Source organism: Albibacillus kandeliae (genome assembly GCF_003116585.1).
GTDB classification, from domain to species: Bacteria; Pseudomonadota; Alphaproteobacteria; order Rhodobacterales; family Rhodobacteraceae; genus Albibacillus; species Albibacillus kandeliae.
On the sequence record NZ_QEHM01000004.1, the window covers coordinates 449312 to 461891 of the forward strand.

Below are 12580 nucleotides of genomic sequence, written 5' to 3' on the forward strand. Positions count from 1 at the left end.
CCCTTCGGGGCTCTTTTTTCTTTTCGGGGTATCGTTCAGCGGGGCTTCCGTGTCTGGCCTTCGCCCTGCGCCGGTCCTAGTCTGACGCCAGACGAAGGAGAACCCCGATGGCAACCGGCACCCATATCCGCACCTATTTCAACGGCACCTGGCACGACGGCGACACCCCGATCATCAGCGCGGCGGATCACGGCGCGTGGCTGGGCTCGGGCGTTTTCGACGGCGCCCGCTGGTTCGAGGGCCTTTCGCCCGACCTCGATGCCCACTGCGCACGCGTCAACCGCTCGGCCAAGGCGCTGATGCTGACGCCGACCGTCTCGGCCGAGGACATGGTGGAGATCGTCCGCGAGGGGCTCTCGGCCTATGACAAGAGCCAGGCGATCTATATCCGCCCGATGTACTGGGGGATCGACGGGGACCCGACCGCGATCATCCCGCAGCCGGACAAGACCGGCTTTGCCGTCTGCCTCGAGGAAATCCCGATGGCGCCGCCCAGCGCAGCGACGACCCTGACCCGCACCCGGTTCCGCCGCCCGGTGCTGGAGGATGCGGTGGTGAATGCCAAGGCGGGCTGCCTCTACCCGAACAACGCCCGGATGCTGGCCGAGGCGCGGTCGAAGGGGTTCGGCAACGCGCTGGTGGCGGATGCGATGGGCAACGTGGCCGAGACCGCGACGGCGAATATCTTCATGGTCAAGGACGGCGAGGTGTTTACGCCGATCGCCAACGGAACCTTCCTGGCCGGTATCACCCGGGCGCGCCATATGTCGAACATGCGCGCCGATGGGATGAAGGTGCATGAAACCGTCCTGAGCTTTGACGATTTCGAGAGCGCCGACGAAGTCTTTCTCTCCGGCAACATGAGCAAGGTGACTCCGGTCACCGCCTTTGACGACCGGCAGTACCAGGTCGGGCCGGTGACGCGGAAGGTGCGCGAGATGTACTGGGACTGGGCTGCCTCGGCCGCCTGACAGCCCGGGCGGGCCGCGGCCCGCCCTGCCCTGCCTCAGATCAGGTCGGTGAAGGCGACGGTCTGGTCCGCGAAGACGAGCCAGTCGATGTCGATCAGCTTGTCGCTGCCTTCGTAGTAGCCGTCCCGCCCGCCGCTGGCCGTATCGGTCACGGTCAGCTGCACCACGGTCTCTCCATCGCGGTAGCTGTCACTCCAGCTGGTGGAGGAGAAGGTGAAATCCTCGAAGTTGCCGTCGAAGTAGACCCTGTCGTTCTTCGCGGTCCCCGCATCGTTCCACTTGCCGCCGTAGATCCGGTCATCCCCCAGCCCGCCGTAGAGATTGTCGTTGCCGTCCTCGCCGTAGAGCTGGTCGGCCCCGTCACCGCCGCGCAGGAGGTCGTTGCCGGTCCCCCCGTACAGGCGATCGTCGCCCGCTTCGCCTTCCAGCTTGTCCGCTCCGCTGCCCCCGAAGAGGTCATCGTTGCCCTCGCCCCCGCGCAGGAGGTCATCGTTGCGCCCGCCGTAGACGTCGTCGTCGCCGTCCTTGGCGAGGATGACGTCGACGCCGTCGCGCCCGTAGAGCGTGTCGGCCTTGCGCGAGCCGAACTGGACCTCATCGGGCCGCAGAACGGTGTCGCGGAAGGAGATGAAGGCCACATCGTCGCCGATCACGGTCTTTTCGGTGCCGAGCTTGAGCACCAGGTCTCCATCGTTGCGGGCGAAGTCGTAGCGGGAGATCACCTTGTCGAAGTAGGCGTAGTCGTCGCGCGGGTCGTCGCCGAAGATTTGCTCGCCGGCGATCTGGCGGTCGTAGATCGCGAAGTCCGAGATGGTCCCGTCGAAGTAGCTGTGGATCATGCTGGTTGTGCCCGGGGTGCTGCTCCACCCTGTTGCGCCAACCACCAGCGCCTCGGTGTTCGAGGCGAGGTTGATGGTCAGGTCCTCCTCGTAGGCCACCCGCGCGCCGTTCAGGTAGAGCTCCAGCCCGGCGGGCCCGAAGGAGAGCGCGAAGTCATAGCTCTCGCCGACCTCGACGGCATAGTCCGCCGACAGGTAGTGGCTGCCTTCGCCATCCTGAATGCGCACGACCAGCGAGCCGAGTTCGTTGATATAGGCCGCGATGTGGCCCTTGCCGTCGCCGGAGGCATCCTTGGAGAACAGGGCCTGAAAATCGCCGGTATCGTTGGCCATGAACGAGAAGGCGATGGTCCCCTTCCTGATCCCGAGGGCGTCGCGGTGATCGAAGACCAGCGGGGCCGGATCGTCGGGCGAGAAGTCATGGCTGCCCGCGAAGGCAAGCACCGGCGCGCGGCCCGTGCCGGTATCGAGGTCGTCCATGTTCACCAGCAGGCGGTTTCCGATCCTGATCTTGCCGCCGTCTTCCGCCGTCTCGGCCGGCGCGAGCGCCTCGTCGAGGTCGGCGATGGTGGAGACGATGCCATAGGCGGGCGCGGAGGTCGTTTCGATATCCGAGCGCTTCACCAGATCCCCGTAGACGGTGATGGTGCCCAGACGGTCGTCATTGTGCGCCCCGCCGTTGTTCCCCTGATCGGAGTAGAGCGTGATGACCGAGTGATCCATCACCCCGTCGCCGTTCTTGTCGCCGTAGGTGATCGAAAGGATCTTGGTCGTGTGCCCCTCGATCACGAGCCGGTCGCCCTCGGCGCGGCTGTAGTCGGTCACCACGTCGTTGCCCATGGTATCGACCCAGTGGTCGTGAAGCTTGTCGTTCTCGCCCGCAACGCCGTGCCAGTTGATGGTGCCGTCGTCGTTGGTGTGTTTGCGTATGTAGCGCTCCTTGGCGTTGATCAGGGTCTGGAAGTAGAAGATGTCCGCCCCCTTGCCGCCGGTCAGCACGTCGTCTGCCGGAACAGGCTGGTCGGGATACAGCTTGCCATTGGTCAGCTCGTTGAGCGGGTCGCCCTCGTCGCGGTCGGGATCGTAGTAGATCGCGCCCTCGCGGCCGTCGGCGCGGGAGATCAGCAGGTCGTTCCCTGCTCCGCCGTAAAGCCTGTCCTCGCCATCGCCCCCGTCGAGGATATCGCGGCCGGCGCCGCCCTTGAGGGTGTCGTTGCCGTAGCCCCCCTGCAGGATGTCGTTGCCGCCTAGGCCGTTCAGCATGTCGTTGCCGCCGCCACCGTTGATGCCGTCCGCCATCGCGGTGCCGCTGACGGTGTTGTCCTTGCCGCCGCGCGTGGTCATGTCGATCATGCCGTGCATGTGGCCGTGTTCGTTGATGCCAAAGCCTGCGAGGATCTCCTTGAGCGTGTCGCTGCCGTGGTGCACCTGCTCGAACAGGGGGGACAGCGCCGCCATCTCCTCTGACATCTCGGCGGTCATGGCGAGCGCCGGATCGACCAGCCCGGCGAGCGTGACCATGTCTTCGGAGCCAAGCTGTTCATCGAAGATCTGGACGTTGCCGATCGTTCCCCGGAAGAGCGAGTGGGCGTCGTCGCCCATCGCGCTGTAATGCGTCCCGCCGATCACGAGGGGGTTCCGGTTGCTCTCGAGGCCCTGAATGAAGGACGGCTCTGCCGCGACCATCTCTCCGTTGACCCAGATCTGGAGACCGCTTTCACCGAGGGTGAGGGCAAGCTGATAGGTGGTGTGCGTTTCGAGGACGAAGTCGGGCACGCGCAGCCACTGGGTTGTTTCTCCGTTCTCCTGACTGAGGACAAGCGCACCGTCCTTGACCCAGAGCGTGAAGTCCCCGGCAGAGTTGCCCGCACCATCCTTGGAGATCAGCGCACGGTCGCCGGGCAGCCAGTCGGTCGAGAAACTTAGCGAGATGGTCAGCTGCGACTGGGCAAACTTGGCCTTGTGGTCGATGCTCAGGTAATCGCCCGAACTGCCCGTGTAGGCGCGCGTCCGGTCGTTGGCGTAGATTGCGGATGCTGTCAGATCTTCAACGGAATAGGTGGCAGCCATCAGGTATCCTCTTGGGGCAATGGGCAGAAAACTCGGCGCAAACTGGATAGGTGGGAAAAGGGGAGATTCTGTGACCCCTCCTCCCCCTGCCACGCGTGCGAAACCGGCTAGGAGGTTATCCGCCGACCGCCGCGAAAGCGTCTGAACCTAAAGGGAAAGAACCTGTGCCTGCCGAAGCGGGGCCGGCGCACTGTTGCCCGGTTGCGGCGGCGATCGCCGGGTGGGGCCACAGGGATGCCATGTTTCGGCCCGGATCAGGGTGCCGCCTGTCGCGCGCGCCGTCCGAGTGTTGACCGGCGCCTTCGGGCGCCGGTCGGTGTCGTGGGTCGGGTCAGGCCGCGAGGGCCTCTTCGATGGCTGCGACGAGGCGTTCGTCGGTCGGGGCCACGTCCGGAGAGAAGCGGGCGATGACCTTGCCGTCACGGCCGACGAGGAACTTCTCGAAGTTCCACAGCACCTCCTCGGGTGCCCCGGTGTCCACGCCGAAACCTGCCAGCCGCTCGCGCATCGGGCCTTCGCCGGTGGCGGCGGGCTGGATCTGCACGAGTTCGCGGTAGAGCGGGTGAGCGTCGTCGCCCTTGACGCTGATCTTGGAGAACAGCGGGAAGGTCACGTCGTAGGTCAGCGAGCAGAAGCTGGCGATCTCCTCGTCGGTGCCCGGTTCCTGCCCTTTGAAGTTGTTGGCGGGGAAGGCGAGGATGGTGAAGCCCTGCTCTGCCTTCTCGCGGTAGAGCGCTTCCAGCGCCTCGTACTGCGGGGTCAGGCCGCACTTGGAGGCGACGTTCACGACAAGCAGGACCTGCCCGGCGTAATCGCCGAGGGTGCCGGGGGTGCCGTCGTTGTGCGTGAGCGGGATGGTGGTGATCGAAGTCATGGAATTTCCTTTCCGGCGCGTCGTGGAGACGGGCGCGCGTGGTGGCGCAGGCGAGTCTTAGCGCTGCCGCCCGGCAATGCGAACCCATCTTGTCGCAGGCAGGGCAGAATTGGCCCCGGGGTCTTCAAGAATTGGCCGATCCTGCACAAATTGCCTGTCAGCGGGGAACCGACGCGGTATGTTTCGCGTCAGGTCATGTAAGCAGGAAGGCCAGTACACGCGACCATGCCGATACGACTCGTCAGTTATAACATCCGCAAGGCGGTAGGACTGGACCAGCGCTGGAACCCACACCGCATCCTCGACATCCTGAACGAGCTCGAGCCCGACATCGTGGTCCTGCAGGAGGCCGACCGCAGGCTGGGGCCGCGCCCCGCCGCCCTGCCCCGCCAGCTGATCGAGGCGGAGACGGACCTGCGGATCGCGGACCTTGCTATCAACGACGTCAGCATCGGGTGGCACGGCAACGCGATCCTCTTTCGCAAGGGGCTGAAGGTTCTCGATACCGACCGGATCGAATTGCCGAGCCTTGAGCCGCGCGGCGCCGTCCTGACCAGGATAGGGACCGGCAAGGGCCAGTCGGTGACGGTGATCGGCGCGCACCTCGCGCTGCTGCGGCAATGGCGCAGGCGGCAGTTGGCGGCGATCCGCAACCACCTGAGCCGGGAGGAGACGGAGAACACCGTGGTCGCGGGCGATTTCAACGAATGGTCGGTGCAGCGCGGGTTCGAACCGCTGTCGGACGAGTTTACGGTTGTCTCGCCGGGGCGCACGTTTCATTCCAGCCTGCCCCGCGGACAGCTTGACCGGATCGCCCACGGTGCGCGGATCGAGCCGGTGGCGGTGGGGGTGGCGCAGTCCAAGCTGGCGCGCCGCGGGTCGGATCACCTGCCGATCTGGTTCGACATGACGGTGCACCCGGACAAGGGCTGAGGCCGGTCAGAGGATGGGCGCAAAGAGCCGCGCGACCCGCGCGCCGTAGCGCTTGAACAGGCTCGGCATGTCGTCGAGACGGATCACGTAGGGTGCGGCGCGGGCGAAATCGGCCAGCAGCATCTCTTCGACCTTTTCGGCGAATCCCTTGTCGAGCACCACCGCGGTCGCCTCGAAGTTCAGCTGGCACGACCGGTTGTCGAGGTTGATGCTGCCGACCGAGGCAAGGCAGTCGTCCACGAGGATCACCTTCTGGTGCATGAACCCTTCCTGGTAGTGGAACAGACTCACCCCCGCGTCGAGCATCCGGTCGAAGTAGGCGTAGGCCGCGAGCCAGACCAGCCAGTGATCGCGCCTCTGGGGGACCAGCAGGCGCACCTCGACCCCGCGCTGCGCGGCCACGCAGAGAGCGGTCTGGACGTCGGTGTCCGGCACGAAATAGGGCGTGGCGATCCAGACCCGGCTGTGGGCGGCGTTGATCGCGTTGCAGAAGTACATGCTGCCGGTTTCGAGTTCGTCCGCCGGACCGGGTGCCACGATCATGGCGTTCAGGTTTTCCGGCTGCCCCCCCGCGTTCCAGTTCAGCTCGGGCTTTTCGTCGGTGGCCCATGACCAGTCCTCGGAAAAGACCTGCTGGAGTTCCGAGACCACCGGCCCCTTCAGCTCGGCGTGGGTGTCGCGCCACGGCCCGAAGAAGGTGCTGCGCCCGAGGTACTCGTCGCCCACGTTCAGCCCGCCGATAAAACCGATGGTGCCATCGACGACGACGATCTTGCGGTGATTGCGGAAGTTGATCTGGAGCCGGTTGCTGGCGCGGCGGATCGAGTGGAAGTTCTCGACCAGCACGCCCGCGTTGCGCAGCGCCTGCAGATAGCCTGAATCGAGCCCGTGGCTGCCCAGCGAGTCATAGAGAAAACGGACCTTGCAGCCGCTCTCGGCCTTGCGGATCAGGCGCTGCTGGAACTCGGTGCCGATGCGGTCGTGCAGGACGAGGTAGTATTGCACGAGAATGTAGTGCTCGGCCGCGTCGATGGCGGCGAAGATCGCGTCGAAGGCGGCCTCGCCGTCGATCAGCAGGCGCACCGCGTTGCCCGAGGTCAGCGGCAGGCCGGTCATGGTTTCGAAGCCCCGCATGTAGGGTTTGAGCCGGGTGCCCGTCGCCTCGTAATCCGGCGGGTTCTCGTTCCGCAGCTCGGTCAGGGAGCGCATCATCGTCTTGGAGGAGCGGCGGGCCGAGACGTAGCCGGGATAGCGGGAATGCCCCAGCACCACGTAGATCGGGATCGCGATCAGCGGCAGCACCAGAAGGAACAGGACCCAGACCACCGCGCCCTGCGGCGTGCGCGCGGTCTTGAGCGAGAGAAGGGCAGCGATGGCCCCGACGATCTGCAGCAGCAGGGCGATGACCGGAACGACCACCGTCCAGATATGCAGCGCGTCCTGCTCGATCCCTCCGTCCAGCACTCGATCCGCTCCCACTTGCCGCAAAACGGCCTGCCCTGCCCGAGTCGTCGCACGGCGGGTCGGCCCGTGGCAAGCGGCGCGGCGCCGCTGCCCCTAGGGACTTAGTCCTTGCAGAAGCACGGTAAAGCGCGTTCGGAGTGTATTTTCAGGGGCCCGGCTTCAGCCGAGAAAGCGCTCGCTGCACCAGCCGAGGTGGCGCAGGGACTCGTCGATCAATGCGGCGTCTTCCGCAGGCATCCGGCGCAGCATGGTCTGAAACGCCTGGAACTTCTGTTCGTAGGTGCCGCCCACGTAGCGGCCGAGGATCTCGGTCGCGTGCTTGGCGCCCTCCTCGCGGTTTTCCCAGGTCAGCAGGCCGCGCTGTTCGAGAACGTAGGTGGAGTAGGTGAAGTAGGCGGCGCAGCGCAACGCCTGCGCTTCGAGGCCACTGTAGACGCGCGTGGCGTTATCGGCCTGCAGGGGGGTCGAGAGCGTGCCGATCAGCGCGCAGAGAAGCGGTATCCATTTCAGTCGAGACATGCCGGGGGATGTCCTGAAACCGTTGACGATTTTCAGACAATGCCCGGTCGACATGGCCGACCGTTGACCTCAAGCAGGTCATTTCAGGGCAAGATTCAGGCGGAGTGGGCGCCCTGGGCCAGTGCCGCCACAAAATCCAGTACCTCGGCGACCGGTTTTCCGGCGGCGATCTGCGAGACGATGGCAGAACCGACCACGGCGCCATCGGCGACGCTGCCGATGGAGCGGGCCTGTTCCGGGGTCTTGATGCCGAAGCCCACGACCACGGGCAGATCGGTGCCCGCCTTGATCCGCGCGACCTCGGGGCCGACATCGGTGGCCTGTGCCTCGGCCGAGCCGGTGATGCCGGTGATCGAGACGTAGTAGACGAAGCCCGAGGTGTTCTGCAGCACGCGCGGCAGGCGCTCGTCATCGGTTGTCGGCGTTGCGAGCCGGATGAAGTTCAGCCCGGCGGCCTGCGCGGGCAGGCAGAGTTCGCTGTCTTCCTCCGGGGGCAGGTCGACGACGATCAGGCCGTCGATCCCGGCCTCCTTGGCCTGCGACAGGAAGGTGTCGACGCCGCGGCTGTAGATCGGGTTGTAGTAGCCCATCATCACGATCGGGGTGGTGTCGTCCGTCTCGCGGAAGATGCGCGCCATCGCCAGCGTCTTGTCCAGCGTCTGCCCTGCTTCAAGGGCGCGCTGACCGGCCAGCTGGATCGTGGGGCCGTCGGCCATCGGATCGGTGAAGGGCATGCCCAGTTCGATGATGTCGACGCCCGCCGCGGGGAGACCTTTGACGATCTCGAGCGAGGTGTCGTAATCCGGGTCCCCGGCCATGACGTAGGCAACGAAGGCCTTCTTGCCCTTGGCCTTCAGGTCAGCGAATTTGGCGTCGATGCGGGTCATGGGCGGATGTCCTTCCTGATCCCGCCTGCCATGCCAAAACTGCCGGGGGAAATCAATGCGGCTTTTCCGTCCGGCTCAGAACCCGAAGGTATAGCGCAGCATCAGGGCGTTGACGCCGGGGTTGGGTGTTTCCGTCGATGCGTTGGACATGTGGGTCAGGCCGACCGACACCTTGTCGCCCGAAGCCAGCGTCCGGCCTACACCGAAGAGCGAGCGGAAGTGGAACTTGCCACCGATGCGGTTCAGCGGGTCGTACTCGTTGTAGTAGCCCGGCATCACGCTCGCCTCGATGAACCAGTCGTTCTTGAGGGTCCATGTCCCGACCACGCCGAAACCGATGAAATAGTCCTTCTCGCTGTCCACGCTTGCCATGGTGCCCAGCGCAAAGCTCGAGATCGCACCCTGATGGAACGGTGCAAAGTGGTATTCCAGTGCGATCCGCGCGGCGTCCTTGGACTGGTCGTCGCTGAAATCCGCGTATCCGGCACCGAAGGTGACGGATTGTGCGTGGGCCGCTGCGGCGGTCAGGGATAGGGCAGCGGCGATCAGCAGTTTCTTCATCTTGGCCTCGGCGGTCTGAAAGCTTTGTATTATCCGTCACTTCCCCCTATGTAAACTTGATCCGCGCATGTACCAGAGGCATGGTGTGCATTCATTTGTTCGCGGAACCGGGCGTCGTGCTTGCGCCTACAGGCAAGCCTGCTAGAAGCAGCCCAGCAAAAATCTCGGAGATTTGGCCGATGGGCTTCAAGATGGGGATCGTCGGGCTGCCGAATGTCGGCAAGTCCACGCTGTTCAACGCGCTGACCAGAACCGCCGCGGCGCAGGCGGCCAACTTTCCGTTCTGCACCATCGAGCCCAACGTGGGCGAGGTGGCGGTTCCCGATGCCCGGCTGGACAAGCTGGCGGCCATCGCGACCTCCAAGCAGATCATCCCCACGCGGATGACCTTCGTCGACATCGCCGGGCTGGTGAAGGGCGCCTCGAAGGGCGAGGGCCTTGGCAACCAGTTCCTTGCCAACATCCGCGAGGTCGACGCCATCGCGCACGTGCTGCGCTGTTTCGAGGACGGGGACGTGACCCACGTCGAGGGCCGGGTGGACCCGGTCGCCGACGCCGAGACCATCGAGACCGAGCTGATGCTGGCCGACCTCGAGAGCATCGAGAAGCGTCGCGCCAACCTCGTGCGCAAGCTCAAGGGCAACGATAAGGAAGCGCAGCAGCAGGATCGCCTGCTGGCCGCGGCCCAGGCCGCCATCGAGGACGGCAAGCCCGCCCGCGTGGTCGAGGTTGATGCCGAGGACGCCAAGGCGTGGCGGATGCTGCAGCTGCTGACCACCAAGCCGGTGCTCTACGTCTGCAACGTCTCGGAGGAAGAAGCGGCAGCGGGCAACGCCCATTCCGAGGCCGTCGCCGAGATGGCCGCAGCGCAGGGCAATGCGCATGTCATCATCTCTGCCCGGATCGAGGAAGAGATCAGCCAGCTTGAAGACGAGGAAGCCGAGATGTTCCTTGGCGAGATGGGTCTGGACGAGCCGGGGCTCGACCGCCTGATCCGCGCGGGCTACCAGCTGCTGCACCTCGAGACCTATTTCACCGTGGGCCCGAAGGAGGCCCGCGCCTGGACCATCCGTCAGGGCACGATGGCCCCGCAGGCCGCCGGTGTGATCCACGGCGACTTTGAGAAGGGCTTTATCCGCGCCGAAACCATTGCCTACGACGACTATGTCGCCTGCAACGGGGAACAGGGTGCCAAGGAAGCCGGCAAGATGCGGGCGGAAGGCAAGAGCTATACCGTCAAGGACGGCGACGTCCTGCACTTCCTCTTCAACAACTGAGGCGGGGCTGCCGGGTCAGTAACCCAGCAGCTTGCCCATCTCCTCGATGCTGACGCGGTGCGCGCCCACGACGATGGGCAGCGCGGCGCGGATCGCCTCACGGTCGGGCTCGGCGACGGCCTGAAGCCCTGAATCGGCGCGGTGCGACGCGCGATGGATCGCCTCGCCCTCGAAATGCGCGATCGGCCCGGCCTCGGCGAGGTCGAAGGCGGAACGGAACGCGGACTCGTGGTTGAGCACGTCCTCCATCTGCACGATCGGCGCCCCGAGCGCGAGCGCGGTCAGGTTGAAGGTGCAGACGTGGCGTGCGGCGAAGATGTAGACAAGGTTCGGCAGGTTGGCCTCGAGCCGCAGTTCGGCGGCGGGCTGTACCGCCATCTTGAACGCGGTGAGCAGCACGGCGGCATCGCCATCGAGCACCTTTTTCATGGCCCAGGCATAGCAGCTGTCGATCTGGCGCTCGGGCGCGCGGACCAGCAGTTCGTAGCGGACGCCGCGCGTGTCGCAGGCGCCCTTCATCGCGACCGGGGGGAAATTGGTGTGCAGGGCCACCGGGTGGCTGCCCGCGTCGCGCGCGCGCAACATGCTGTCGACGAAGGCCTCCGGGGTCTGGGCGGGCGTGCCGATGGGCCCCCTCGTTTCGAAGTTCTGGGTGCCGTGCGAGGCCTCGACCCCGGGAATGCCGGTGAGAATATCGCAGATGCTGTGCGTTCCCGCAAAACCGATGGATTCGGCGACGATCATGTTTCGCTCCGCTGCTGGGCGATCTGCCCCCCCCACGCGCGCAGTTGTTTCGCAGCCCACCGGGGGATTCAACCTGACCGGGTCCGGTTGCCGACCTTGCCCGCGGCGCTGCGGCAATTCTGCCGCAGCCTTCCCCCGAACGGGTCCCGCCCGGCGCAGGACCGTCCCTGAACGCAAACCAGCCTTGCAGCGGAAGCCATTGCGCGGGCCCCGGCGCGGGGCTAGCCATCTTGCATCCACTTTCACGGCAGACAGGGGCGGCATGGGCACAGAGTACGAGGTGATCGTTGTCGGGGCAGGCATGATGGGCAGCGCAGCTGCCCGGCATCTGACCCGGATGGGCCGCAAGGTCGCCCTGATCGGACCCGGTGAACCGGCGGCGCCCGCCAGCCACACCGGTGTCTTCGCCAGCCACTACGATGCGGCCCGCATCACCCGCGCGCTCGACGCGAACGCCGACTGGTCCCGGCTGGCGATCGAGTCGATGGACCGCTACGCGGATATCGCCACCGAGGGGCAGCGGACCTTTCATCACCCCGTCGGCGTGCTGATGGCCGGCCCCGAGCGCGGGCCGCGCAGCAGCTTTATCGACGACAACATGCGGGTGGCGCTGCGCAACCGGGTGGCCTTCGAGGCGCTCAGCGGGCCGGAACTCGCGGTCCGGTTTCCCTACTTCGACTTTCCCGAGGGCATCATTGCGATGCACGAGGCACGGGGTGCCGGGCACATCAACCCGCGCGAACTGGTGGCGGCGCAGATGGCGGCGGCGGCCGCAGGCGGAGCCGATCTCTACCCGACCGAGGCGCTGCGCATCGAGGAAACCGCCGGCGGGGTGGTGGTTCATTGTGCCGACGGCACGCAGTACGGGGCGCAGAAGGTGATCGTGGCCTGTGGTGCCTTCTGCAATGCCGACGGGCTGCTGCCCGAGCCGCTGCCGCTGACCGTCTTTGCCCGTACCATCGCCTTCTTCGAGCTTCCCGAGGCCGAGGCCACGCGGCTGAAGCAGATGCCCTCGGTGCTTTACCGCCCGCTCGAGGATGGCATCGAGCCCTACATCCTGCCACCCGTGCGCTACCCCGACGGACGGCATTACATCAAGATCGGCGGCGATCCGGTCGACGTGGTGCTGGAGACGGTGCAGGACATGAAGGACTGGTTCCGCAGCGGCGGCAACCGGGATGTCGGGGACGCGCAGGCCGATGTGCTGCTGCGGCTGATGCCGGGGCTGGGGCACACCGCCCTGACCTATGGCGCCTGCGTCACCAGCTTTTCGCCCTCGGGCAAGCCGCTGATCTTCAACCAGACGGACCGGATCACGGCGCTGGCCGCCGGTTGCGGCGCAGCTGCCAAGAGTTCGGACGAGATCGGCCGGCTGGGGGCACTGGCCGCCTGCGGCGAGCCCCTGCCCGCCGACCTCTACGAGAGCGACTTTCGCTGAGCG

11 protein-coding genes are annotated in these 12580 nt (G+C 65.9%); 4 read left to right on the forward strand and 7 right to left on the reverse strand.

Features of this window, described 5'->3' with window-relative positions:
- Positions 1-107 precede the first annotated feature (107 nt).
- Complete coding sequence (locus tag DDT93_RS12890; RefSeq protein ID WP_109466251.1) at positions 108-971, forward strand: branched-chain amino acid aminotransferase; 864 nt, start codon at positions 108-110, stop codon at positions 969-971.
- 35 nt (positions 972-1006) lie between these two features.
- On the opposite strand, the gene DDT93_RS12895 is transcribed toward DDT93_RS12890, so the two are convergent.
- Both DDT93_RS12895 and DDT93_RS12900 read right to left on the reverse strand, forming a co-directional pair.
- Complete coding sequence (locus tag DDT93_RS12895) at positions 1007-3880, reverse strand: LamG-like jellyroll fold domain-containing protein (RefSeq protein ID WP_109466252.1); 2874 nt, start codon at positions 3878-3880, stop codon at positions 1007-1009.
- A gap of 331 nt (positions 3881-4211) precedes the next feature.
- Complete coding sequence (locus DDT93_RS12900; RefSeq protein ID WP_109466253.1) at positions 4212-4754, reverse strand: glutathione peroxidase; 543 nt, start codon at positions 4752-4754, stop codon at positions 4212-4214.
- A gap of 225 nt (positions 4755-4979) precedes the next feature.
- Here DDT93_RS12900 and DDT93_RS12905 point away from each other — a divergent pair, with 225 nt between their 5' ends.
- A complete protein-coding gene (locus DDT93_RS12905; RefSeq protein ID WP_198654838.1) occupies positions 4980-5687 on the forward strand; it encodes an endonuclease/exonuclease/phosphatase family protein in 708 nt (235 codons plus the stop codon).
- Between the two features lie 6 nt (positions 5688-5693).
- Here the strand turns inward: DDT93_RS12905 and cls are convergent, their stop codons facing one another.
- The 4 genes from cls to DDT93_RS12925 all read right to left on the reverse strand — a co-directional run bounded on the left by cls (position 5694) and on the right by DDT93_RS12925 (position 9118).
- A complete protein-coding gene (gene cls, locus DDT93_RS12910) occupies positions 5694-7151 on the reverse strand; it encodes a cardiolipin synthase (RefSeq protein WP_232825447.1) in 1458 nt (485 codons plus the stop codon).
- A 159-nt stretch (positions 7152-7310) separates the two neighbouring features.
- Positions 7311-7670, reverse strand: coding sequence for a hypothetical protein (locus DDT93_RS12915; protein ID WP_109466254.1), 360 nt, complete (start codon positions 7668-7670; stop codon positions 7311-7313).
- A 95-nt stretch (positions 7671-7765) separates the two neighbouring features.
- Positions 7766-8557 carry a tryptophan synthase subunit alpha gene (gene trpA, locus DDT93_RS12920; RefSeq protein ID WP_109466255.1) on the reverse strand — a complete coding sequence of 264 codons (792 nt, stop codon included), beginning with the start codon at positions 8555-8557 and terminating at the stop codon, positions 7766-7768.
- A 75-nt stretch (positions 8558-8632) separates the two neighbouring features.
- Complete coding sequence (locus DDT93_RS12925) at positions 8633-9118, reverse strand: acyloxyacyl hydrolase (protein ID WP_109466256.1); 486 nt, start codon at positions 9116-9118, stop codon at positions 8633-8635.
- Between the two features lie 179 nt (positions 9119-9297).
- Between DDT93_RS12925 and ychF the strand changes: the two genes are divergently transcribed.
- Positions 9298-10395 (forward strand): redox-regulated ATPase YchF, encoded by a 1098-nt coding sequence (gene ychF / locus DDT93_RS12930; protein ID WP_109466257.1) that lies wholly within the window; start codon positions 9298-9300, stop codon positions 10393-10395.
- Positions 10396-10410: 15 nt separating this feature from the next.
- Here ychF and DDT93_RS12935 read toward each other — a convergent pair whose 3' ends face one another.
- A complete protein-coding gene (locus DDT93_RS12935) occupies positions 10411-11139 on the reverse strand; it encodes a hypothetical protein (RefSeq protein ID WP_157960161.1) in 729 nt (242 codons plus the stop codon).
- A 262-nt stretch (positions 11140-11401) separates the two neighbouring features.
- On the opposite strand from DDT93_RS12935, the gene DDT93_RS12940 reads away from it, so the two are divergent.
- Positions 11402-12577 (forward strand): NAD(P)/FAD-dependent oxidoreductase, encoded by a 1176-nt coding sequence (locus DDT93_RS12940; protein ID WP_157960162.1) that lies wholly within the window; start codon positions 11402-11404, stop codon positions 12575-12577.
- The last annotated feature ends 3 nt before the right edge of the window (positions 12578-12580 follow it).